We start from the raw sequence: 24,248 nt of genomic DNA on the forward strand, positions 1-24,248 counted from the left end.
GTTTTCCCATCACTCTTTCACCTCGGCATCGCGGTCCGTTTTCGCCATGTCGGCCAGCCGTTCTTTCATGGTGGCCAATGCATCGGGCTGATCCAAGGCAAGATTCTTGGATTCGCTAGGATCAGAGCCGATGTTATAGAGTTCGAATTTCTCTTTCCCTGCGGCACCATGCACGATGAGCTTCCAAGGGTCGCAGCGCAGGGCGCGGGATTTAAAGCCGGGCCCTACGGTGTACAGCGTGCGCGGTGGTGGTGGCGCGCCTTCAGCGAGTTGAGGCCAGAGGTTCACGCCGTCCCACTTCAGATCGGTGACGGATTTGAAACCTGCCAGCGCGCAGAAGGTGGGCATCCAGTCGATGATCTGCACCGGGGAATCGTGCTTGCCGGGCTTGAGCACGCCGGGCCAGTTCATGAGGCAGGGCACGCGGGTGCCACCTTCATAGACGCTGCCTTTTTCATCGCGCAGCGGCTGGTTGTTTCCCGGCAGCGGGCCGGTGGGGTAGTCGTCCGCCGGGTAGGCCTGGCCGTTGTTCTCGGCGGTGCTGCCGCCGTTGTCGCTGGTGAAAACGAGCAGCGTCTTTCCACGCTGTCCGTTCTTTTCCAGCGCCTGCACGATTCTGCCCACCGCTGCATCCATGTGCATGATGCACGCTGCATAATGCCGCGCCACTGCACCGGTGATGCCCGCAGGTACTTTGGCCAGCCACTCCTCCGGCTCCTTCACCGGCAGGTGCACGGCGGTGAGCGGTACGTAGAGGAAAAACGGCGCGTCTTTCCGCTCCGCCAGCCAGGCGCAGGCTTCGCTCGCGATCAGGTCCGTCACATGCCCGGACTCCTGGAGCAGCTTTTCATCGCGGTGCCAAGTCTCGCTGTGTTCTCCCTTCTTGTAGTGGTGATCCCACGGCCCCACCCCGCCTGCCAGCGAGCCGTAGCTGTGGTCAAAGCCGAAGTGATTCGGCCCCCATTCGGGCTTGGAGCCCAGATGCCACTTGCCCGTGAGGCAGGTGTCATAGCCCACGGACTTCAGCGCACGTGGCAGCGTGGTGGTGTCCCACGGCAGGGCGCGCTCGTTTTGTGGCGTGGTCACATTAAAGCGGCTCCAGCAGCGGCCGGTCATGAGCCCGGTGCGCGTGGGGCTGCATACGGGGGCGGAGTAGTGGTGCGTCAGCTCCAGGCCTTCGGCGGCCAGCTTGTCGAGCGTGGGTGTGGGCGCGTTGCCACCATGAAAGGCCACGTCCGCCCAGCCCAGGTCATCGGCCATGATGAAGACGATGTTGGGCTTCGCGGGTGCTGCGTGCAGCAGCAGCGGGCAGAGCACGAGGAGTAGCGCAAGACGGTGCATCCTGCGCCAAACGAAGGAGCCCTGTGCGATCTCGCATGAAGGGTTGCGTGGCCTAGGGCGCTGAGGCATAGGGAGCTGCATGGGCCGTGCCAACGATTCTGCTTCCGCCAGTTTTTCCAAGCGCGCCGGACAGTGGCTGACGTACGCGCTGTTCCGGTGCATCGAGTGCGTGCTGTGGGTGCTGCCCATCACCACTGTGTGGTATGTGGGCCGTGTGCTCGGTGGCGTGACGTATTTCCTGGCTGGAAAGTACCGCCGTCTGGCGCTGCATAATCTGCACATCGCCTTTGGCCGTGAGAAAAGCCCCGCCGAGCTGCGTCGTCTGGCGCATGAGCATTTCAAGAGCCTCTTTGCCAACATGCTCTGCGGCTTCAAGATGCCGCTCATGACCGAGGCGGAGATCTGCAAGCGCGTGCGCTCCGACGGCACCGAGCGCGCCCAGGCCGCCTTTGATGACGGCGAGCGCCCTCTCATGAACCTGGTACTGCATGCCAGCTGCTGGGAGATCCTGACCCAGGTGCCGGCCATGTTTGTGCGCGGGCACAAGGCCGGTGCCATCTACCAGCCGCTGCGCAATCCCTGGCTCAATGCCCTGGTGCTGCGCCGACGGAAAAAACTGGGCTATGCGCTCTTTGACCGGCAGGACGGGTTCACGGGACCCATGAAGTTCATGCGCGAGGGCGGCCAGGTGGGCGTGCTGGTGGACCAGCATGCCGGTGACCACGGCATCTGGTGCCCCTTCTTTGACCGCCTGGCCTCCACCACCACCATCGCCGCGCTCATGGCCATCCGCACCAAAGCCGTGGTGCTGCCCATGATGGTCTACAATGACGGCCCTGCACGCTGGCGTCTGCACTGCGCCCCTGCAGTCGTCGGCGCAGGTGGAAGGACCGACGCCGACAGCCTGACCCTGGCCATCAATGCCGCCGTGGAGGGCCTCATTCGTGAACAGCCGGAGGCTTGGTTCTGGGTGCATAACCGCTGGAAGACGCCCAAGCCGTACTTCCTGCTGCCCAACTACCGCCGGGGTGTGGCCTTCCCAATGGATTACGACATGACACGTCTGCAACCCTTTGAGCTGCTCATTCGCAGCCCCAACTGGCTGGGAGACGCCTGCATGGCCTTCCCCATGGTGCGCGCCATCAAGCGCGGCCGCCCGGACCTCAAGATCACCGTGCTCGGGCCGGACAAACTGGAGGAGCTCTGGCTCTCCATGCCCGAGGTCTCGCGCTACATTGGCAAGCCCGCCAAGGAAGGGCTCTTCGCTGTCGCAAAGCGGATCAAGGCCACCGGCGTGAAGTTTGACGCCGCCGTACTCTGCACCAACTCCACCCGCAGCACGCTGGAGATCTGGCTGGCGGGCATCCCGCGCCGCGTGGGCTACAAGGGCTCTCTGCGCAGCAAGCTGCTCAATCAGATTATCAAGGAGCCGAAAAACAAGACGGGCATCGAGCACCACGCACACCGCTACATGCGCATCGCCCAGGGCATCGGCGCAGACATCGAGCAGCCTGGCTTATGGGATGCCGGTACGCCGCCTGTTTCCACCGATGGCACTCTACGCGTCGGCGTGTGTGCCGGGGCGGAGTATGGTCCTGCCAAGCGCTGGCCGCTGGAGCGCTTTGCCGCCGTGGTGAATCAGATCTCCGCGCAGCATGCGCAGTTCCGCTGGGAGCTGTTTGGCGCGCCGGGAGAAAAGGAGATGGGGGAAAAGCTCTCCGCCATGCTGCAGGCGCCGCATGAAAACCTGGTGGGCAAAACGCGCCTTTCAGAGCTCATCGCCCGACTGCGCCAGTGCCAGCTCCTGCTGACCAATGACACCGGCACCATGCATCTGGCTGCCGCGCTGGGCATCCCCACGGTCAGCATCTTCGGTTCCACCTGCCCCATCGCCACCGGCCCGCTGGGAGAGAGGCACACCGTGGTGCAGCACAAGGTGCCCTGCAGCCCCTGCTTTGAGCGCGAGTGCCCCTTTGGCCACTACGACTGCATGACGAAGGTCACGCCCGATGAGGTGGCGCAGGCGGTGCTGAAGGCGTGTGGGGTGGGGAAAATGACGAATGAGTAAATCTGAATGACGAAGGAATGTCGAAGCACCAATGACGAAATAGGCTTTCAAAAGTGCGCAGGACTGCTGCATTGAACTCGACTGAAGCGCCGATACTCACAATTGTGTGCTCCCACTTTGGGGCTTCTGCATTCGGTATTATTTCGGCATTCGGATTTACTCATTCGTCATTCCAACCTCACCTGCGCGGGCAGTGCTGCCGCAACAGAAAGAACGGCACGAAATCAGCCCGGTTAGCGCAGGTGCCATTACGGCTCCGCCACCGGATCCCGGCCCACGAAGATGCCTAGTACGGCACCGCCGATGACCCAGGCGATCACGTGATCGGCGATGTTCACCACGGTGTCGCGGCCGGGGTTTTCAAACCAGATCCACATGGGCAGGTCGGCCACCAGTCCGGCAAAGAGTCCCGCCGCCGCCACGTAGGCGATGCGCGCCGGGTAGAACAAGGCCACCTGGGAAAGCAGCGCGGCGATCAGGAAGGCACAGACCAGCGTGCGGATGAAGCTCAGCACCATGTTGGTGCCCATGCTGATCTCCGTTTTGCCGGGACGCACCACAGCATACATGTAGGGACCGTCTGCCAGGGCCTTGGCCTGAGCTGCTTCAAACGCTTTCTTCTCCTCGGCGGTGGCGACTTTGGGTGCCTGGCCCATGGAGGGCAGCAGGTACGTGCCATGACCGGCGGTGACGTTGGCCTTGATCACCTCCGCCACGGCGGATTCATCACGGAAAGAGCGGAATCCATTCGTGTGCCAGCCGATGACGGTCCACGACAGCGCCTCCCAGCTGAAGACGGCCAGCGCAGCAAGAACGGCTCCGAGAATGAGTTTGCCCATGGGTGGTAATAATGGCTCAGGCTGGAAGGGCAAGCAGGCAATCTGCCAAAACTGTCACGATGACGCCACAGAGGTGTGGCGTCTGTTTCAGCATACGGGCGTCAGCAGAGGCTGGCCGCTGAAATGGGCGGCCAGATTTTCCACCACCAGCCGGGCCATGGCAGCGCGCGTTTCGTGCGTGCCGCTGCCCAGATGCGGGAGGAGCACGGCATTGGCACACTGCAGCAGCGCCTCAGGCACCTGCGGCTCGTTCTCAAACACATCCAGGCCCGCACCACGGATGGTGCCGTTTTGCAGCGCAGAGATCAGTGCCCCTTCATCCACTACAGAGCCGCGGGCGATGTTGATCAGCGTGCCCTTGCTGCCCAGCGCGGCCAGCACTTCGGCATTGATGAGGTGTTTGGTCGCTGCACCGCCCGGGCAGGCCACCACCAGGTAGTCCACGGCACGCGCCAGCTCTGTCAGCGAGGCGTGATATTCCCAGCCCACATCCTGCTGCGTGCGGCCGTGGTAGGCGATGCGCATGCCATGAGCCTCCAACCTGCGTGCGATCGCCTTGCCGATGCGCCCCAGACCCACGATGCCTGCCAGCTTGCCATGCAGGGCGTGAGCCAGCGGAAAGGCCCCCTTCAGCCACGAGCCCGCGTGCAGAAAGCGGTTCGCCGCGATAAGCTGGCGGCTCGTCATCAAAACCAGCGCGCTGGCCGTGTCTGCCACATCCTCGGTCAGCACATCGGGGGTGTTCGTCACGCGGATGCCGTGCGCCTTGCACCAGTCCACTGGCACGCCGTCATAGCCCACGCCAAAGACGCTCATGATCTCCAGCCTCGGCAGCTGCTCCAGCAGCGGCACGGGGGCGACGCTGCCACCAGCCATTACAATGGCGCGGATCTCTCCGCCCACCTGCGCCAGCAGCGCGGCTTTGTCTGCGGCATGGAAGTAGTCATGACACACATGCGCGGCCAGCAGCGGCTGCATGAGGAAGTCTGGCAAAGGAGCAAGAATGAGGGCGGGGGTCTTTTCCATGAAGGCGATCACCATCCTGCGACTGCATCGCCTGACAAGCGGCGATTCAGCCCTCGCGGTTGCGCATCATGTCCGCCACCTGGGCAAAGAACAGGCCGATGGTCTGCGCCTCGGCGGCAGGTACGACCACCTCCTGCATCGCTTCTGTCATGAGCTTCATCCAGCGGTCGCGCTCCGCCTCGCCGATGGGGAAAGGCATGTGCCTGCCGCGCAGGCGCGGATGGCCGCGCTCCTGGATGTAGGTCTGCGGCCCGCCGAAACGGTACACGATGAAATCGGCCAGCCGCTTCTCCGCATTCTCCCAGTCATCTGCCGGGTACATCACGCCGATGAGGTCATCCACCCGCACACGGCGGTAAAAGGCCGTCACCATGTCGCGCAGGGTCTTTTCGCCCACCCGGGCGCAGAGAGTCGAGAGTTCATCCATGCAGGCAGAGTAGAGATGGCGGCCAGGAAACGCAAAAAGGATCAAAAACCGAAACCTTCCAAATCCCGCTCTTTTTTGTGCTCTTGCGTTTCTATGAGGCCATCAATTACCGCTTTCTTGGAATTCAGCCGAAAGTTTCGTCTCCCACAGGACGGATGATTGACTCAATACCCCGACTCGTTCGTATTCTTCCCATGAAAACCGCGCTCACCCTCCTCACCACCTTTCTCATGGCCTCGCTCGCCCCGCACTCCCCTGCCGCAGACGCGGCCCCTGCCAAAACTGAAACCGCTGTGATCGGCGGCGGCTGCTTCTGGTGCGTGGAGGCGCAGTACCTCCTGGTCAAGGGGGTGAAGAGCGTGGTCAGCGGCTACGCCGGCGGCAAGACCGAAAACCCCACCTATGAGCAGGTTTGCACGGGAGACACCGGCCACGCCGAAGTGGTGAAGATCGAGTTCGACCCCGCCGTGGTGACCTACAAGGAGATCATCGACCTCTTCTGGGACGCGCACGACCCCACCAGCGTGACCAAGGAAGACGGCGTGCACCATGGCAAGTTCCTGCCCAAAGGCACCGCCTACCAGGGCAACGACTACGGCACCCAGTACCGCTCCGCCATCTACTACACCACCGAGGAGCAGCACCAGATCGCCGAAGCCTCCAAGGCCGAGGTGCAGAAGAAGTGGAAAGACCCCATCGCCACGGAGATCGCCCCGCTGAAGAAGTTTTATCCTGCCGAGGACTACCACCAGAACTTCAAGGCCCTGAACCCCAACCAGGGCTACGTGCGCGCCGTCGTCACCCCGAAGACTGAGAAGTTCAAGCACACGCTGGAGGAGAAGGGCAAGATCAAGCCCGAGGCGAAGTAACCGCGCACCGCCCAGCATTCGAGTGCAGCCCAGGTCGAAAGGCCTGGGCTTTTTTGTGGGCAGTCCGAGAAACCGGGAGCTCATGCCAAGTAAATCCACCAATTTCTTAAGGGGTGGATTTATCTTGTTCTCCCGCCTGCAATCTGACAGAACAGGCGGCAACTGACTCCCATACCTATGAGTGCAAGCCGCATCCTTATCCGCGTCATCATCGTTCTGGTCTGTGTGCTGGTAGGCGCCAGCATCGGGGTTTCCCGGCAGGCGCTGCGCCTCACGAGTCAACCGTCGGAGTTTCGATCTCTGGCCAAGCTGGTGGCCGGCGGGAATCTCAGCAATGGGGGGCTGAACTGGAAGGAGCAGCAGCAGGACTTTTACGGAACGATCCTTGAAACCGTGGAATCTGCCGAAATGAGCCGCCGCGCCCTGGAGCGCGTGCGGGCGCTGAACCCCGAGTACAAAGACAAGAAGTGCGATGTGGCCATCCGTGCCGTCCAGAACAAGGGCAGCGGCATCATCAACATCCTCGCGACGGGGGATGAACCCAAATACACCCGCCTCTTTCTCGATGCATTGCTGGATGAGTACATCTCCTTCCGGCAGAGCATTCGCGAGCAGGCCCAGGGCAAGGTGTTGCAGCACTTTCTCAATGAGGTGGTGTCAAAACAGAAGGCCATGGAAGATTCCATGGAAAAGCTGAAGGCGGCACGTGCCCAGGGGGTGGACACACTCAGCGTCAGGTCAGACCTGGAGCGGCAGGTGGGGCGCCTCAATGCCCAGCGCAACCAGCGAGACGATATCCGCTTCAAGCTCAGGACGATGAAGGATGACGATGCCGGCCGCGGGCCCATGCAAGCGCTACTGGAAACCACCGAATCCGAAATTCGCGACATCGAAAGGTACCTGGACATCAAGGATGCCGCCCTCTCAGAACTGAAAGCGTGGCAGGAAAAATTCGCTGCTGACAAGCTGGCCTATGAGAAGCTCTTCAACGAAGTGGAAAAGCTGCAGACCATCTTCAACACGCAGAGCGACTACGTGGCCATCCAGGAGCGCGCCACGCCTGCCAGCGAAAACGTCGAGAACTGGGTCATGCCATTCGTGATTGGTGCAGTCGCAGGCGGTCTGCCGTTTGGCATCGTGGGCCTGGTGCTGAGCCTGCTGCTGGTGCGTGCGCCCAAGCCGCCGCAGGTCCCGACGCCCATCGTGTGATCACAAATCTTCCGGGGCAATTCATCCATTGAGCAAATCAATTCGCAGTGGCCCGTGCTTTCGCGCAGCATGGGTGCATCCCGTTTCCTGCCATGAGCAACAATCATCACCGCTGGCTTCTTGAGCAGCTCCCGCAATGGGAGCGTGAAGGTTTGGTTTCCACTGACGCGGCGCGCACTTTGCGCGAGCGCCATGCGGTGGATGACTCCCAGCCCGGCGCGGCGCAGATCGTGATGGGCGCGCTCGGGGCGCTGCTCATCGGCAGCGGCCTGATCGCCATCATCGGTTTCAACTGGGATGACTTCACGCGTCCGGTGCGGCTCATGTTTGCCTTTGTGCCGCTGCTGCTCACGCAGCTCTTCAGCTTTCGTGCTTTGCAGCGTGGAGAGGCCACGGCGGCCTGGGTACGGGAGACGGCCGCGCTGCTGCAGGCGCTGGCCACGGGCGCGTGCATCGCGCTGGTCTCGCAAATCTACAATCTCGGCGGCGAGTGGCCGGATTTCCTCTTCTGGTGGCTGCTGCTCAGCCTGCCTCTGGTCTGGGTGCTGCGCTCCAGCGCCGTGGCCATCTTTTACCTCATCGGCATCGCGGTGTGGAGCGTGGCCCAGGTGGAGCATAGCAGGCCGTGGTATGACAGTCCCCTGCTCTACCCGCTGCTGCTGCTGGGCCTGCTGCCGTACTGGCCGGGGTGGAAAAATAAGGCCACGCTTTCCCTCTCCGTGCGCTGGGTCATGACGCTCAGCGCCATCTTCGGCCTGTGCAGCGCGGCGGTGTTTGCCTGTGACCGCAGCACCACCACCGGCCACGGCTACTACGAGAACTGCTTCTTCTGGCTCTGGACGCTGACCGCTGCCGTGCTGGCTCTCTTTCCGCTCAATCCAAGCTGCCTCGACGAGCCCACCCGCCGCAAGCCGCAGGTGGTGCTCGGCAGTCTTTGGCTTCTGGGCTACGGCGTGGCCGCGACTTTCCATGGGACCAGTCGTGAAATTCTACGAGGGATGCCCCATGCCCTGCATCTGCCCTGGTGCTGGGGCTTGTTGACTGTGCTGGCAGCGTTTCTGGTGCTGGCCTTCCTGCGCAGGCGCTGGGCGGTGCTGGCAATCGCTTCGATTTCCCTGCTGCCCGTGCTCATGATCCCGCTCTATCGTCCCAAGGCCCAGCCTGATGGCATGCTGCTCTCCTGGCTGGCGTTGCTGCATCTGTCGGCCATCGGCATCACGCTCATCGTGCTGGAGTTTGCTGGAAAGAAAGGCGCTCCGCGTCTCGGTGCCACGCTGCTCTCGGTGCTCATCATCGCCCGCATGGCGGACAGCGATCTCTCCCTGCTGACCAAAGGTGTGGCCTTCATCGGCGTCGGCATCGCCTTCCTGGGTTTCAACATCCTCATGGGCCGCATGCTCAAACAGAAAACCGCTGCTCCCCTTCCCGCATGAAAACGTTTCCCCTCATCATCTTCGGCATCGCCGCGCTGGCGCAGTGGGCGGCGCCCCTGTCCCAAATCTGGACGCATGAGCAGGTGCTGGCCCAAGGCACGCTCATCAGGCTCAAGTGCCAGGCCCCGGACCCCTACGACCCGCTACGCGGACGCTACCTGGCCGTGCGACCCGTTTTGCGGGAGGCCACCTTGCCGGCGGGCCTGAAGCTGCAGAAAGGCATGCAGGTGTATGCGCTGCTCACCCCCGGTGCGGACGGCATTGCCACCATCTCCGCTCTCTCGCTCACGCCCCCGGCTGACGGCGCGTACATCCGTCTCAGGGCAGGCTACGTGTACAGTGACAAAGCATCTATCGAGTGGCCCTTTGACCGCTTTTACGTGAACGAAAAGCTCGCGCCTGAGGCGGACAAATGGTTCGCCGAAAACATCCGGGGAGACAAAGGCATCACCGCCGAAGTCCGCGTGCTCAACGGGCGCGCCGTCCTTGCGGACCTGAGCCTCGACGGCAAGCCTTTCCGCGAGATCCTCAAGGAGCGGGCGAAGTGAGCCGCTGCACGGGCTGGCAGCAGGCGGATTTACACGCAAAGAGCCGCAATTCCGGGCGCAAACCGGAACGAGCATCGCTTGCGCGGGGCCGTGTTGCGTGAAAAGCTGCGCGCCCCACCCATGACCCCCGCAAAAATCATCCTCGGCACCCGTGGCAGCGAACTGGCCCTCACGCAGACCACCATGGTCACCGCCGCGCTGCAGTCCGCGCATCCGCATCTGCAGATCGAGCGCCAGATCATTCAGACCAGCGGGGACAAACGCCAGGACCTGCGCTTTTCCGAGTTCAGCGACGTGGCGCAGGTGGACAAAGGCATCTTCATCAAGGAGCTGGAAATCGCGCTGGCAGACAAGCAGATCGCCGCCGCCGTGCACAGCCTCAAGGACGTGCCCAGCGACCTCGCCGCCGGATTCACCATCGCCGCCGTGCTGCCGCGTGCTGCGATCGAGGACGTGCTGGTCTCCGCGCATCCCTACACGCTGGAAACCCTGCCGCAGGGGGCGCGCGTGGGCACCAGCAGTGTGCGCCGCGCCGCGCAGCTCAAGTTTCTTCGCCCGGATGTCGAGATCGTGGAGATCCGTGGCAACGTGCCCACCCGTGTGAAGAAGGTGCTGGGAGAAAACGCGCTGGATGCCGTGCTGCTGGCCGCCGCTGGTCTGCTGCGTCTGGGCCTGCTGAATGCGAACCTCAGCCGCATCCACATCGACACCCACACTCTCTATGGTCTGGTGCTTGATCCCGTGAAATTCCTGCCCGCCGCCGGCCAGGGTGCCATCGCCATCGAATGCCGGGCGGATGATCAGTCCACCATCGCTGCCATCCGTGCGCTGAACGATGCCGAGACAGAAGCCCGCATCACCGCCGAGCGTGAATTTTTGAAGATCCTCGGTGCCGGATGCCAGACCCCCGTGGGCGCGCATACCTGGGTCACTGAAGGCCAGCTGCACATGAGCGTGCGCGTCTTCAATGAAGCGGATCTTTCCCTGCCGCCCGTGGAGCGCGAGGCCAAGCGCCCCGTGGCCGAAGCTGCGCAGCTGGCCAAGGACCTTGCGGGGATGCTGTAACGTGGGTCGTTAAATCATACTGCGGCCCGCAGTGGCTCAGGTTTTTCCATGGCACTCCTCGATGCGTCGGGAGATGAATTCGCGCTCCGCAGGCAGCGTGGCTAGTTTGAGCGCCTGCTCAAAGTGGGCGCATGCGGTCTCGGTCTGGCCGAGCTCGGCGGCGAAGGTGCCGCCGATGGCATAGTAGAGATGGGAGATTTCCAGCACGCTGCGCTGCTGGATGCTGCGCAGGGCATCGAGCCCGGCCTGTGGGCCGTGAACACGCGCCACAGCCACGGAGCGATTCATCGCCGTGACGGGAGAGCCGGTGATGGCGAGAAGCTGATCGTAGAGATGCAGGATGCGCGGCCAGTCGGTGGATGCGGCATCGACCGCCAGGCAATGCGTGGCGGCGATGCTGGCCTCGATGTGATAAACACTGAGCCCACCACCCTGCGAAGCCTGGCGCAGACATACGATGCTACGCTGGATCATGGCCTGATCCCACGCGGTGCGGTCCTGCTCGTGCAGGCGCAGGAGATGGCCCGCGTCATCGGTGCGCGTGTGCAGCCGTGCGGCATTGAGCAGCATCAGCGAAAGCAGGGCCAGGGCGCGCGGCTCCTGGGTGGCGGGATGCTCAGTGACCAGTGTGAGAAGCCGGATGGCCTCGTGGCAGAGATCGTTACGCACCAGGCGGTCGCCGGTGGAGGCTTTGTAGCCTTCATTAAAAAGCAGGTACAGTGTGTGCAGCACGCCGCTGAGACGTGCGGAGAGCTCTCCCGGCTCAGGAACGACAAAGGGCAGCGCCAGATCGCGAATGCGCTGCCGTGCGCGCACGAGACGCTTGGCCACTGCGGCCTCGCTGGTGAGGAATGCGGCGGCGATCTCCGCCGGGCTGAAGCCGCAGAGCGTTCGCAGCGCCAGCGCCGTCTGCGCCTCTGCGGCGAGCTCGGGATGAAAGCAGACGAACATCATGCGCAGAGTGTCGTCGGCAAAGGTTTCGTGCTTCATGTCTTCAGCCGGTGAGGAAAGCCACCGCTCCTGCTCCGCAGCGATGCCGTCCTGTTTCTCGTTCCAGCGCTGCTCCCGCCGCAGGGCGTTGAGTGCGAGGTTCTTCGCCACCTGCGTGAGCCACGCGGCGGGATTCTCAGGCACACCGTGGTAGGACCAGGTCTGCAGCGCACGCAGCAGCGCCTCCTGCACCACATCCTCCGCCAGCTGCAGCTGGTGCGTGCCGAGGTGCGCGGTGAGCGTGGCGATCACCTTCGCGCCTTCATGGCGGAAGAAGTGATCGGCCACCTCACCTGCACTGGTGCCCTGCTGGCTCATGATCAGTCGCAAGCAGTGAGCGCGGCGATGCGGCGGACCTCCAGCCGCCCGCCGTTGCCAAACATGGGAGACGACTCGGCGATGCGCACGGCTTCGTCCATCGATGCCACATTGAGGATGAAGAAGCCGCCCACCGCCTCCTTGGATTCAGCGGCGATGCCGTCGGACACGAGGCCTGGGCCGGAGACGATTTTGCCTTCCTGGGTCAGTGGCTGTGCCGCGCTGAAGATGCCCTTTTTAGTGAGGTCGTCGATCCAGTTGTAGACCTCCTTCATGTGGGCCTGCATTTCTTCGGGAGAATGTCCGGAGCTGCATGAGCCGCCGCGGACAAGAAACATGTATTGAGAGGTGGGTTCGGATTTCATGGATTGGAATGGGTGGGGTGGAGTTTGAGTGAAGATTTCTGACGGAAGTGTTTCAGCAGCCGCTTCGCTGCGCAAAGGACCAATGCGCTGATGCAAAGCACGGTTAGGGAGCGCATGAGGATATGGGCGGATGCGTAGGACATCGTAAAGCCGGTGCCGAGCGCCACATACGCCGCGAGGCACATCGGGCACTTGGGCATCAGAGCCAGCACCGTGCCCGGGAGCAGCCAACCGGCAACTTTTCTCACGCGCCCGGCAGGCCTCGCGCTTTGGCAGCAGCGCCGCGTGTTCATGCTTTGGCCTCCTCCGCGTGGCAGCCGCATTTCGAGGGTGAGGTGGCGTCATAGCGGTCGTGGTGGCGCACCCACTGCATGGTCCATTCCAGGCTGTCCTCATCACGGCCTTTCGGCACCAGATCGAGAATGCGGTAGGTGCCCATCATCAGCTCCACACCACGGCCATAAACGGAGTAGGTGTGGTAGATCGTGCCATCGGCTTCCTTTTGGAAAACGCTGATGCCCGGTGCCTCCGTGCTGCCAAAGGGCTGCGCGGTGTAGTTGTAGTCCACCTTGCCGCTCTCCACATCCTTCTCGGTGAAGGAGACGTGGAAGTCGTGGTTGAAATCGCTGCCGTGGGAGGACACCCAGCCGAAGCTCCAGCCCATGCGTTTTTTAAAGGCTTCGATCTCCGCCAGCGGCGCACGGGACACGGCCAGCATCGTGACATCTCGCGCGGCCAGGTGCGGCAGCATGCAGTCGGTGTGGTCGGCCATGTAGGAGCAGCTGGGGCAGCCCTCCTCCCAGCCGGGCCCCAGCATGAAGTGCTGAATGACGAGCTGGCTCTTTCCGCAGAAGAGATCCGCCAGCGAAACGCGGCCGCCTCCGCTTTCGAACTGATAGTCCTTGTCGATCTTCACCCAAGGCAGGGCGCGGCGCTTGGCGCTGATGGCGTCCATCTGCCGGGTGAGCTGCTTTTCCTCCGCGAGGAGCGCCTTCCGGGCCTCAAGCCATTCGGCCCGAGATGCAATGCTGTGTTTAGTTTTCATGGTCATGGGTGGTGAGTTTGTGAGTAATCGTTTCTGGCTTCTTCCCGGTCTGCCGCAGCGTTCCGTTCAATGACACGACAAACGAACCCGCCCGCCGAGGACAGGGGAGGACAAGATTTCTGAAAAAAGTTTTCCCGGGGTTGGCAAAGCTGGTTTGTCCCTTGTGCTTCACCCTGCCCGATCCTTTGCACGACAATCGTGGAAGCAATGCAGGTGCTGCGAACGTACAGAGTGTCGCTTGGGTTCCTGATCCCGAGCACCATCTTTCCAACCTGCCTGATGAAATTCCTAACCACCTTGTCTCCCGCCCCGGTAGCCGCCTGCCTCGTGCTCTTCTCAGCATGCTTTTGCTTGGAGAATGCTGCTTGTGCAGCGGACCTGCAGGCAGGCTTTGCGCAGGTGGATATCACACCGCCCATCGGCGCGATCATCACAGGTCCCATGGGACCGCTCAGCACTGCCACGGACGATCCCCTCAAAGCGCGGGCGATGGTGGTGGCCAGTGGCGGCAAAAAGCTCGTCATCGTGGGGGTGGATCTGGTGAAGATCCGCCGCGATCTCTCGGACAAGACGATCGAGCTGGTGATGCGGCAGACGGATATCACTCGCGAGGGCATTCTTATCTGCCCTAGCCACAATCACAGCGGGCCCCTCATCCCGGCGGATGGCGACAACGCCAAGGCCAACAAAGCCTACATCGACACTCTCCCCAAGCTCATCTCCGACAGCATCGTGCAGGCCAGCAAGGCGCTGCAGTCCGCGCGCATGTCCGTGGGGCGCTCCATCGTGCTTGAAGGCCACATCAACCGCCGCCTCATCTCCAAGTCCGACGGTCTCGTGCTCAACACCTGGCTGAAAAAGCTGAACGACCTCAAGGAGGTGCCGCAGGTGCTGGGCAGCGAGAGCGTGATCGACCCCGAGCTTTGGCTGGTGCGCTTTGATTCGCTTGAGGGCAAGATGCTCGGCACGCTGATGAACTTCACCTGCCATCCCTGCCTGCACGACCGCATCAAGACGCACACTTGGTCGGCGGATTATCCGGGGGTGATCGCAGACACACTGGCCAAAGAGTTTGGCCCGCAGGCCATCGGTGTCTTCATGCAAGGCGCGTCTGGCAACATCCAGCCGCCCGTGTGCTGGGCCCAGGACTGGAAGGAACGCGCGGCGGTGTTTGCCAATGCTGCAGCGGAGGCCGCGAAAACCGCACTGCCAGTGGAATCTCCCACCGTCGATTTTGCCCGGCGCGATGTGGACGTGCCACGCTGCAACGCCGAGGCCCAGCGCCCGGAGGCGATCTCGCGCCTTGGCTGGCGGCCGGAGTCTTTTGAGGGCGCGAAGAAAACCGCCGCCTCCATGCCGCGCCTGCTGAATGTGCCTGTGAGCGCCGCGCGCATCGGCCCCTTTGCCATCGCCACCAATGCGGGCGAGCTGTTTGTGGAATGGGGCATCTCAGTGAAGAAGCGCTCCCCCTTCCCCCACACCGTCCTCAGCGAGCTGACCAACCACTGGGTGGGCTACGAGCCCACGGAAGGTGCCTTTAAACACGAAGGCTACGAGACCCTCGCGGGTGCCAACTTCGTGTCACTGGAAGGCATCCAGACGCTGGTAGACACGGCTGTGGAGATGCTGGACGAGCTGTGGAAGAAGGCCCCGGTGAAGCTCGAATCCAAATGAACACTTCTGCCATGAAGCCTGCTCTGTTGCTTATTCTCGCCATCGCCACGTCTTCCGTCAGCCTTTTTGCAGAGGAAAGCCGTCCGCTCGTCGGGGCCATCCGCTGGGATGCGTGGTATTCAGACAAAGGCCCGGTCAAGGAAGTGGAGCGCTCTCTGGGGCCGCCCAAGTACCACTTCCGCCTGCCGTGGTTTGCGCGCCTTCAGGGCGGCGACAAGGTGAGCATCAATGGCGACAGCGAAGCCATCATGCAGCAGGAGCTGGACTATGCCGCCACTGCCGGTCTGGATTACTGGGCCTTTCTGGACTATGGCCCGGGCAGTGACATGACGCATGCGTTCAACCGCTTCCTCGCGGCGGCGGACAAGCGCGGGCTGCGCTTCTGCTTCATCGAAGAAGGCGCAAGCATCGATGGCCGTGGTCCGAAAGACTGGCCGCGTGTGATCGAGCATTTCAAAAACCCGCACTACCTCCGTGTGCTGGATGGCCGCCCGCTGCTCTGCGTCTTTGCACGCCCGAAAAAATATGGCCGCGAGGTGTTTGATCAGCTGCGCCAGCTCACCGTCGCTGCGGGAATGCCGGAGCCCTACCTCGTGCTCATGGGCTGGAACCCGGCTGAGGAACGGGAGAAGCTGGGCTTTGATGCGGTGTCTGAGTACGCGGCCGTGGGCACCGGTTACTCGCCCAAGCCCGTGGCGTATGAGCAGCTCGTGAGCAAGCATGTGGCGCAGGAGCTGTGGCAGAAATGGGAGCACGACCGCACGCCGTGCATCACCTTTGCCACGGCTGGTTGGGACACCCGCCCGCGCCAGGAGCGGCCACCAAGCTGGTGCCGCTGGATCAAAGCCGAGCCGGATCTCACACCGCCCGAGCAGCAAAAGCCGCTGCGGGATGCTGTGACAGCGAAGCCGGAGCAGATCGCCAAGCATGTGCTGGAGGCCGTGCATTGGACGCGCTCCCATCGCGACCTCAATCCTGCCAACTGCGTCCTCATCTACGGCTGGAATGAAAACGACGAAGGCGGCTGGCTCATCCCCACCTTGGGCGATGATGGCAAGCCCGACGACTCACGCATTCAAGCGCTCGGTAAAGTCCTTCGCTCCCACTGAAACATCTCCCTCTCATGCATCATCCGTCCCGCATTGTTCTCCCATGTTTTAAAAGCCTGATCGCCCTCGCCATCGCGGGCCTGCAGTGCCTGGCGTCAGCAGCAGATAGGTTGGAAGCCGGCGTCGGCCTGGTGGACATCACGCCCACTGGTGAGGTCACGCTCGCAGGTTCACCTTCGCCCAAGAAAACGTCGGAGGTGAAAACGAGGCTCTTTGTGCGGGCGCTCGTTCTTGCCTCTGGCGCGACGAAGGTGGCCATCGTCACGCTGGACACGTTGAAGTATCCCGTGGATCTCACGGTCAAAGCACGCGCCAGCATCGAGCAGGCCACCGGCATCCCGGCGGCGAATGTCATCATCTGCTCCTCGCACACGCACAGCGGTCCGCTTTGGAGTTATTATCCGGACAAGCTCGTCACTCCCATCGCGGAGGCTGTCAGCAAAGCCGCGCAGGATCTCATGCCCTGCACGCTGGGCATGGCACGCGGTCGCGCTGAGGGCGTGGCGGAGTGCCGCCGCGTCATCAAAGAAGGCCACGCCTGGAACCGCTGGCAGCTCAAACCGGACGAGGCGGACAAGTATCCCGCCGAAGGTCCTGCCGATCCCGACTTTGATCTGCTGGCCCTGCGCAGCGCGGACGGAAAGTTTAAAGCCATCCTCTACAACTTCGCCTGTCATGCCGCCAACAACCGCGCGCCGCTCATCTCCGCAGACTATCCCGGCGATGTGGAGCTGCATGTGCAGAAGGCACTCGGCTACGCCGTGCCCGCACTCTTCCTCACCGGCGCCTGCGGCGATGTGAACCCCATCTACAGCGTGCGGCGCGATCTTTTTGAGCAGCGCCTCGGCGGCGAAATCCTCCAATGTCTCGAGCGGCTGGAGCCCGTGGCGAAGCCCACGCTTGCCATCGACGCACGCGAATTCCAGATGCCTGGCCGCGAGCACCCAGAGTTCCGCGAAGCCGAGGTCGCGCGCAACTGGCCCGGCCAGCTGGAGCACTACCGCAAGGCCTACACCAGCATGAAAGCGCGGGAGAAGCCCTCCTACCTCTACTTCATCACGGGCATCCGCATCGGCCCGGACTTTGCCATCGTGACGAATGCGAACGAGCTCTTCTGCGGCATCGCCATGGGCATTAAAAAGCAGTCCCCCTTCAAACACACCATGACCGTGGAGCAGACCAATGGCGCGCACGGCTATGTGCCCAGTGCCAAAGGCTTTGAAGGCGGCAGCTACGAAACCTGGTTCGGCGAGCACTCGTATCTGACCACCCAGGCGGCGGACATCATCGAGAAGCAATCCATGGAGGTGCTGAACAAGCTGCGCCAGGAAACCCCGAAGCCATGACTGCGGTTCAGCCCCTCCGTGCAGTGCGATGCTCCACCGGAGTCGCATCAAAGGCACGTTTAAAGTGCTGGCCAAATCTCGACACATCACGATAGCCCACACGGCGGGCGATTCGTGAGACGGGCAGGCGGGTGTGGCTCAGGAGCTCCGCAGCTTTTTCCATGCGCAGCTTTTGCAGGTAGGCCTGAAAGCTGAGGCCATGGCGTCGTCGAAAAAGACGGCTCAAATTTCCCGGGCTGGTGAAGGCGATCTCGCGGGCCACCTCCGTGAGCTTCAGCGGGCAGTGCAGACGAAAGGCCAGATGCGCCGCGGCGCGCTGCAGCGGATCGCCTGTGGGCTCGGGCGCATGGGGCACAGACTCCGAGATGCGGAACCACACAGCCTCCACATGACTGCGCGCGGCGTCCTCGGCCGCAGCGGGATCTCCCAGCGCGATGGTTTCCACCAGATGCTCGTGCTCATCCGCCAGCACACGGGCATCCGGGAAGTAGTCGTCAAATCCCTGCCGGTGGAAAGCCAGCATGCTGTCCCAGATACGCCGCCAGGTCTCGTGCAGCAGAGGCACGCCGGAGAGTTCGATGATGCATTCGTGCAGCTCGCGGTCCGCACGGCGAAAAGCTGCATAGTCCCGCTGCCGCAGCGCCTGTGTCACGCGGCAGAGCAGGACGCGCAGCTGCTTCAGCGACGCAGGGGCGGCGGCTGCGTTCATGGCCGCGTGGCGCGCGGCAAAGCCGTCGAGCACGGAGCGCAGTTCGGAGAGCTTGCGTACATCGGCGATGTTCATGCGTGGCGGTGGCTATGCGAAATCGGGCCTTATTCTATGCGGCAATGACCAAAAGAAAGGAGGCCTCTTTCCCTGCATTGAAAACGCTGCTGGCAGCACGTTTGATCATTCTCTACGGCAACCGCCTGTGCCAAATCCACCCAAGGCCTTCCACTCGCTGCCGGCGTCCCTTCTCATGAAACACCTCCTCACTCTCTGCCTTTTCCTGCCCCTGACCTGCACGGCGGAGGTCTGGCCGCTGGATGCCGTGGACAACACACTCCTGCTGCACGGAGAGGCCAGGCCCGCACCCGGCGCGGCAGCCCAGAGCCTTGTGCTCGATGGCGGCTCCGTGCTTGAATTGAAAAACAGCAGCGCCCTGGCCTGCGGCTCCAGCTTCACCGCCTCGGTGTGGTTCAACCCCTACCTGCTGCAAGGTGGGCAGCAGATGGTCATCGGCAAAAACCGCTACTCCCTCCGCGAGCGCCAGTGGGGCATCACCATCGAGCCAGATGGAAGGCTGCGCGCGCACCTGCAGCAGAAAGGCCGCTGGAGCGAGATCACCTGCGCACAGCCGTTGCAGGCGGGCCACTGGCATCTTGCCACGCTGGTGGTCACTGCCGATCAGGCCATCCTGTATCTCAACGCCCTGCCCGCCGGAGAAGTGAAGCTCATGCAGCCGATCCCCACCACCGCCGCGCCAGTGACGCTCGGTGGCATTTACGATGAGGCCAAACCCCGCCAGCAGTTCATCGGCGCTTTAGATGATGCCCGCATCGAGCCGCGCGCGCTGTCAGCAGCTGAGATTGCCACTGCCTATCATCCGGTGGATGCCACTCATGAAGTTGCCAAGTTCTTCACCGCAGACTTTCCCCTGTGGGACAGCACGCAGAAGCTTCCGGCTGCCGCCGAACTGCCCCTGGTACAGGGCACGGAGTTTCACGTCATCAAAAAGAAAGCACCAGATGTGGACGGCTGCCGCTGGACGCTCGGCGTCGGTCTGGCCTGGCACAAAGGCAGGCTGTATGCCTCTTACGGCTTCAACAAAGGCGAAGAAAATACCCCCACCGAGGAGGCGCACGTGCGTGTGAGCAGCGACGCCGGCCGCACCTGGGGCCCCTCGGTGGTGATGGACGCCGGAGAGGGCAGCCTGGGCGTGAGCCACGGTGTGTTCCTCTCTCACAAAGACAGGCTGTGGGCCTTCATGGGCGCGTTTTATGATCGCTTTCAGCGCACGCACACACGAGCCTACACGCTGAATGAAACCACCGGCGCGTGGGAATCGCATGGCGTCGTGATCGATGCCGGATTCTGGCCCATGCAGGAACCGCAGAAAATGGCGGACGGAAACTGGATCATGGCAGGCGCGCGAGTCTCCAAAGGCTACGACCTCAGCGGCGACCCGCCTGCCGTGGCCATCAGCCATGGAGATGACTTCACGCACTGGGACCTCGTGGTCATCCCCGTGGTGCCCGGTCTTGGCAGTGTCTGGGGCGAAAGCACGGTAATCGTGGACGGCAGGCGCATCATCAACATCTCCCGCTATGGCAGGAGGGCGCAGGCGCTCGTGGCCGCCAGCGAGGACTACGGACGCACCTGGAAGCCCTCCGCCCCGTCCAATCTGCCCATGGCCACCAGCAAACCCTATGCAGGCACGCTTAGCACCGGCCAGCGCTACCTCGTGTGCACCACCACCGCAGACACCGGAGGCCGCCGCTCTCCGCTGACCATCGCCGTCAGCAGACCGGGGCAGAATGTCTTCAGCAAAGTCTTCCTCATCCGCCCCTCCGTTTTTGAGGGCACCCCGGGCGTTTCAGATCCCAAAGCCGACTTCAGCTATCCCTATGCCGTCGAGCACGATGGCCGCCTCTACATCGGCTACACGCATAAAAGCCATGCGGCCAATGAGCTGGCGGTCGTGCCTGTGGCCGCACTCGCTCAAACCGCTTCTGCCAAAACCACTGCCACCACCGCCCCCGAAGCGCTGTGGGTGGGTGAAACAGATCTCTCCAAAAACGAAAACATCCCCTTTCTCCCGGCAGAACATCGCGTCATCGATGAATGCACCGCTGGCGAGTTTCAGTTCACGCTCGGCGCAGACATCGTGTTTCATGAGGGAGAGTTCATCACGCAGTGGGCCAACAGCCGCGTGGAGGAGAATGATGAGTTCAGCATTGCACGCGCCCGTCGCTCGCACGATGCCATCACCTGGAGCGAACGAGAAGTCATCGCGCCGGGCTTTGAAGGCCCCGGCTTTCACTCACACGGAGTGTTTCATTCACACGAGGGAGCACTGTGGAGCTTCAATGCCCAGATCCGCCAGCAGCCGCAGCTCGGCGGCTTTTTCTCCGGCCTGTGCACCGATGCCTTCCTCTGGAAGACGGACACAAAAACATGGGAGCCGCACACCACCACAGGCCTGGAGGGCTTCTGGCCCCTGTGCAAACCTGTGCGCCTTGGCAATGGCAAATGGATCATGGCTGGAGCGCGCAACGGAGACAAAACCGTGCTCGCCGCCGTGGCCATCTGCGACGGTGAGGACATCACTCGCTGGCGTGTCAGCACCCTACCACATCCTGCCAGTTTGGAGCCCGGCCAGATCTGGGGAGAGACCACTGTCAGCGTAGAGGGCTCGCGTGTGCTTGCCATCGTCCGTAATGGCAAAAAAGGCGGCACAGGATTCTGGTGCTCCATCAGCACCGACCACGGCGAAACCTGGCCCGTGCTGCGCGAGAGCAACCTCCCCCACGGCGGCGGCCGCCCCATGCTGGGCCGTCTCGCGGACGGGCGTCACTTTCTGGTAAGCAATGTCCGCTCCCGCAACACGCTGGTGCTTGCATTTACCAGGCCCGGCACCTTCCAGTTTGACCGAATGTACCGCCTCATCGACCGCCCCTCGCCGCCGGTCCGCATACCCGCCAAGGCCAAGCGTTCCCAGTGGGCCTACCCCAGCGCCGTTGAGCACGCAGGCAGGCTCTACATCGTCTATTCCATCACCAAAGAGGCCACGGGATTAACCGTCGTGGATTTAAACAAGGCGGTGAAGCCGTAGAATCGTCCCACGTCTCCCGTCCGCCACCACATCGTCACTTGCATCCCACGCCTGCGTGCTTCATTCGCGGCGCTTGCAACCGCTCCACCTCATCGACGCCATCGGTCCCTTTTTTCGCGGGCATGACGTGCGTACGATCAACTGGTCCAAGATTCCCTGGCACCATCTGCCCAAGGCGGGCGGGTCGGAGGCGGAGGCGTGGTGGGCGCTGGTGCGGGCGGACCTGACGCGCTTTGCGGATCAGGCATCGGCGTGGGGTTTCAATGCGGTCTCTCTCGATGACGTGACGCATCTGGCGGACCACGCCTGGCTGGAGCCTGAGCTGCGCGCGCGCATCGCCCGCTACCGCGAGGAGTTTGCGCGCTGCTTCGAGATCTTCACCACACGCGGCATGCAGGTGCATCTGACGATGGACGTGATGACCTACACGCCCGAGCTGCAGCGGCGCATGGTGGAAGACAAGCGGGAGGTGAACGACTACCTGGCCGAGCTGCTTGATGGATTCTTTGTCAGCTTTCCGCAGGTGGCGGGCATCATCATCCGCATTGGTGAATCGGATGGCAAAGGCGTGCACGATGAGTTTCGCAGCCAGCTCGTGATTCAGAAGCCCGCGCAGGCGCGCCAGCTCCTGTGCGATCTGCTGCCCGTGTGCGAGAAGCACGCACGCCGCCTCATCTTCCGCACCTGGACAGTGGGCGCGTACCGCATCGGCGATCTCATGTGGCACCGCCGTACCTTCACCAGTGTGTTTGAGGGGCTGGAGAGCCCGGCGCTAGTCATCTCGATGAAGTACGGCGAGTCCGATTTCTTCCGCTACCTGCCGCTCAATTCCAACTTCTTCCGCACCGATGTGGCGAAGATCGTGGAGTTGCAGACGCGGCGCGAGTATGAGGGCTGCGGCGAGTACCCCAGCTTTACCGGTTGGGAGTATGAGCGCTACGCCCGCGAGCTGAAACACGCGAAGAATGTGATCGGCTGCATGGTGTGGTGCCAGACCGGCGGCTGGGTGCCCTTCCGCCGCATCGCGCTGATCGATCCGGAGGCCATCTGGACGGACCTGAACACCTTCGTCACCATTCGCGTCATGAAGGACAGCATGCCGGTGGAGGACGCCGTGCGTGCCTTTGCCAAAGAGCGTGCGCTGGGAGACGCCGAGGCGCTGATCGAGCTGCTGCGCTACTCCGACGAGGTGATCCGCGAGCTGCTTTACACCGAGGAATTCGCGCAGCAGAAGCTCTTCTTCCGCCGCGTGCGCATCCCGCCGCTGCTGCAGGTGTACTGGGGGAACATCTTCATCAATCACAGCATCAAAAAGCTGCTGCGCTACTTTGTGCAGGAGCCCGAGGCCGCGCTGCGCAGTGCGGCGCGCTGCATGGACCGCCTGGAGCAGATGATCGCCCTGGCCCCGCGTGCGGGCGTGCCTGTGGCGGATCTGGAGTATATGCGCGACACCTTCCGCCTGCTGGCACTGGCACGGGAGTACACCTTCACGGAGTTCACCCCCGAGATGGAGACACGCCTGCGCGAAGCCAAGCGCGCCTACAAGGCTAAATACCCCAAGCGCGGACTGCGTGCCCGCTACCGCATCAAGACCGACTTCAAGCCCTTCTGGGTCAAGCGCCGCTATCTCGGCTGGGCCATCGAGCTGCTGATGCGCCGCCGCCGTGGCTACCGCCTCATCGACCGCCTGCTCATCCTGCACGTGCTGTCCATGATCTACCGCATCATCGCAGTTCGAAAGCCGCACTGGATACCTGGATTTGCCAAAGAGAGCGCGATGGGTGTGGATGTGGTGTTTCGGTGAAAATGAAAGGAGCGCGGGCACTCCTGCCCGTCGGTCAGCGCTCTCGCTAAAATCCACAATTCCCAAACGAACGCACAATGCCGCCGCAGCAACGGCATGGAAAAACGGCAAGGACACCTTGAAACCGCTTTCTTGTTAATCGGGAACGCCGGAGTAGTTGAAAACGCTGATCGACGGGCAAGAGTGCCCATCGTACTTCACACAATCTGCCAGCGTTGTTCATAGCTGAAATCGGGCGCGGGCAGGTGGGCTTTCATTGGGTTTGTCTGGATGTAACACTGAAATTTTTTCAACTGCTCCAGACTTCGGACGATGTGGCTGAACGACTCCTGCATCCACAGGCTTCCAGATCGCCCCAACAAATGGTTGATGTTTCGGGCGCTGACGCCTTTGACCGGCTTCATGATTTCTTCCAGAGAGACTTCTCCCAGCGGCTTCAGCAGCACATGAACATGATTTGGCATCACCACCCAGTCACCGAGATCGTAGTCTTGGCCGTGCTTAAATAGAAGGCGATCCACCACCTCCCTCCGGCAGCGTTCATCACGCAGCAGGCATCCGCCGTATCCTGCATCGAGCCAGCGCTCCATGCGTGCGGTAAACAGGCTCCGATGCTCCCTGCGTGTGGTTTCGTCCCAGGGCTCAGGATGTTCAGCCAGCCATGCCTGCCGTTTGTATAGCCATTGTTTTAAGAGCTTCTGCGGCACCGAATCCTCCAGCCGGAAGGTGACAAAATAAATTGCACCTTTCAGAGCAAGCTGAGGCAAATGCCTGCCATGGCCTGCGTCCACCGCATCCCAGTCAAAGGCTGTGAAATCTTCTCTGCCAATGGTGCGCATGAGATCAGTACGATGGGCACTCCTGCCAGTAGTGTTCGGCACTGGGAGTGCTTTCGAGCGGGAAGCAAAGAACCATGGCGCGGCATTTTGGCGACGCAGAGATTGGCAAAAGAGCTTC

20 protein-coding genes are annotated in these 24,248 nt (G+C 62.4%); 11 read left to right on the forward strand and 9 right to left on the reverse strand.

Going from position 1 to position 24,248, the window contains the following annotated elements:
* Positions 1-9: 9 nt before the first annotated feature.
* Positions 10-1,341: a sulfatase-like hydrolase/transferase gene (locus HNQ65_RS20915; protein ID WP_184342670.1), complete on the reverse strand. Its 1,332-nt coding sequence runs from the start codon at positions 1,339-1,341 to the stop codon at positions 10-12.
* Between the two features lie 79 nt (positions 1,342-1,420).
* On the opposite strand from HNQ65_RS20915, the gene waaF reads away from it, so the two are divergent.
* Positions 1,421-3,409 (forward strand): lipopolysaccharide heptosyltransferase II, encoded by a 1,989-nt coding sequence (gene waaF, locus HNQ65_RS20920; RefSeq protein ID WP_184342672.1) that lies wholly within the window; start codon positions 1,421-1,423, stop codon positions 3,407-3,409.
* Between the two features lie 248 nt (positions 3,410-3,657).
* Here the strand turns inward: waaF and HNQ65_RS20925 are convergent, their stop codons facing one another.
* The 3 genes from HNQ65_RS20925 to HNQ65_RS20935 all read right to left on the reverse strand — a co-directional run bounded on the left by HNQ65_RS20925 (position 3,658) and on the right by HNQ65_RS20935 (position 5,701).
* Positions 3,658-4,248, reverse strand: a complete 591-nt coding sequence (locus HNQ65_RS20925; protein ID WP_184342674.1) for a hypothetical protein — start codon at positions 4,246-4,248, stop codon at positions 3,658-3,660.
* 87 nt (positions 4,249-4,335) lie between these two features.
* Entirely contained in the window at positions 4,336-5,274 is a 939-nt protein-coding gene (locus HNQ65_RS20930) for a 2-hydroxyacid dehydrogenase (protein WP_184342676.1), read from the reverse strand.
* 46 nt (positions 5,275-5,320) lie between these two features.
* Positions 5,321-5,701 carry a globin domain-containing protein gene (locus tag HNQ65_RS20935; RefSeq protein WP_184342678.1) on the reverse strand — a complete coding sequence of 127 codons (381 nt, stop codon included), beginning with the start codon at positions 5,699-5,701 and terminating at the stop codon, positions 5,321-5,323.
* A 194-nt stretch (positions 5,702-5,895) separates the two neighbouring features.
* On the opposite strand from HNQ65_RS20935, the gene msrA reads away from it, so the two are divergent.
* From msrA to hemC, 5 genes are all read left to right on the forward strand, one after another.
* Positions 5,896-6,570 carry a peptide-methionine (S)-S-oxide reductase MsrA gene (msrA, locus tag HNQ65_RS20940; protein WP_184342680.1) on the forward strand — a complete coding sequence of 225 codons (675 nt, stop codon included), beginning with the start codon at positions 5,896-5,898 and terminating at the stop codon, positions 6,568-6,570.
* A gap of 177 nt (positions 6,571-6,747) precedes the next feature.
* Positions 6,748-7,779, forward strand: a complete 1,032-nt coding sequence (locus HNQ65_RS20945; RefSeq protein ID WP_184342682.1) for a GumC domain-containing protein — start codon at positions 6,748-6,750, stop codon at positions 7,777-7,779.
* 92 nt (positions 7,780-7,871) lie between these two features.
* Complete coding sequence (locus tag HNQ65_RS20950; RefSeq protein WP_184342684.1) at positions 7,872-9,212, forward strand: DUF2157 domain-containing protein; 1,341 nt, start codon at positions 7,872-7,874, stop codon at positions 9,210-9,212.
* A complete protein-coding gene (locus HNQ65_RS20955; RefSeq protein WP_184342686.1) occupies positions 9,209-9,760 on the forward strand; it encodes a GDYXXLXY domain-containing protein in 552 nt (183 codons plus the stop codon). Before HNQ65_RS20950 ends, HNQ65_RS20955 begins: the two co-directional genes overlap by 4 nt.
* A 120-nt stretch (positions 9,761-9,880) precedes the next feature.
* A complete protein-coding gene (gene hemC / locus HNQ65_RS20960; RefSeq protein ID WP_184342688.1) occupies positions 9,881-10,825 on the forward strand; it encodes a hydroxymethylbilane synthase in 945 nt (314 codons plus the stop codon).
* Positions 10,826-10,861: 36 nt separating this feature from the next.
* On the opposite strand, the gene HNQ65_RS20965 is transcribed toward hemC, so the two are convergent.
* From HNQ65_RS20965 to HNQ65_RS20975, 3 genes are all read right to left on the reverse strand, one after another.
* The gene (locus HNQ65_RS20965; protein ID WP_221306236.1) at positions 10,862-12,133 is read right to left on the reverse strand and encodes an RNA polymerase sigma factor; all 1,272 of its coding nucleotides are present in this window, start codon (positions 12,131-12,133) and stop codon (positions 10,862-10,864) included.
* Between the two features lie 2 nt (positions 12,134-12,135).
* Positions 12,136-12,498 carry a YciI family protein gene (locus tag HNQ65_RS20970; RefSeq protein WP_184342690.1) on the reverse strand — a complete coding sequence of 121 codons (363 nt, stop codon included), beginning with the start codon at positions 12,496-12,498 and terminating at the stop codon, positions 12,136-12,138.
* A 289-nt stretch (positions 12,499-12,787) separates the two neighbouring features.
* Positions 12,788-13,543: a DUF899 domain-containing protein gene (locus HNQ65_RS20975; RefSeq protein ID WP_246438500.1), complete on the reverse strand. Its 756-nt coding sequence runs from the start codon at positions 13,541-13,543 to the stop codon at positions 12,788-12,790.
* Positions 13,544-13,822: 279 nt separating this feature from the next.
* Here HNQ65_RS20975 and HNQ65_RS20980 point away from each other — a divergent pair, with 279 nt between their 5' ends.
* The 3 genes from HNQ65_RS20980 to HNQ65_RS20990 are packed head-to-tail and all read left to right on the forward strand — an operon-like array spanning position 13,823 to position 17,672.
* Complete coding sequence (locus HNQ65_RS20980) at positions 13,823-15,217, forward strand: hypothetical protein (RefSeq protein WP_184342694.1); 1,395 nt, start codon at positions 13,823-13,825, stop codon at positions 15,215-15,217.
* An 11-nt stretch (positions 15,218-15,228) separates the two neighbouring features.
* On the forward strand, positions 15,229-16,326 hold the full coding sequence (locus HNQ65_RS20985; protein WP_184342696.1) for a glycoside hydrolase family 99-like domain-containing protein: 1,098 nt from the start codon (positions 15,229-15,231) through the stop codon (positions 16,324-16,326).
* A gap of 14 nt (positions 16,327-16,340) precedes the next feature.
* Complete coding sequence (locus HNQ65_RS20990; RefSeq protein WP_184342698.1) at positions 16,341-17,672, forward strand: neutral/alkaline non-lysosomal ceramidase N-terminal domain-containing protein; 1,332 nt, start codon at positions 16,341-16,343, stop codon at positions 17,670-17,672.
* 7 nt (positions 17,673-17,679) lie between these two features.
* Here HNQ65_RS20990 and HNQ65_RS20995 read toward each other — a convergent pair whose 3' ends face one another.
* Complete coding sequence (locus tag HNQ65_RS20995; protein WP_184342700.1) at positions 17,680-18,456, reverse strand: FCD domain-containing protein; 777 nt, start codon at positions 18,454-18,456, stop codon at positions 17,680-17,682.
* 175 nt (positions 18,457-18,631) lie between these two features.
* Between HNQ65_RS20995 and HNQ65_RS21000 the strand changes: the two genes are divergently transcribed.
* Entirely contained in the window at positions 18,632-21,487 is a 2,856-nt protein-coding gene (locus tag HNQ65_RS21000; protein WP_184342702.1) for an exo-alpha-sialidase, read from the forward strand.
* A 73-nt stretch (positions 21,488-21,560) separates the two neighbouring features.
* A complete protein-coding gene (locus tag HNQ65_RS21005) occupies positions 21,561-23,291 on the forward strand; it encodes a hypothetical protein (protein WP_184342703.1) in 1,731 nt (576 codons plus the stop codon).
* Positions 23,292-23,488: 197 nt separating this feature from the next.
* On the opposite strand, the gene HNQ65_RS21010 is transcribed toward HNQ65_RS21005, so the two are convergent.
* Positions 23,489-24,248 (reverse strand): transposase (locus HNQ65_RS21010; RefSeq protein WP_221306237.1); only part of this gene is annotated, 760 nt, incomplete at its 5' end.

Source organism: Prosthecobacter vanneervenii, assembly GCF_014203095.1.
GTDB classification, from domain to species: Bacteria; Verrucomicrobiota; Verrucomicrobiia; order Verrucomicrobiales; family Verrucomicrobiaceae; genus Prosthecobacter; species Prosthecobacter vanneervenii.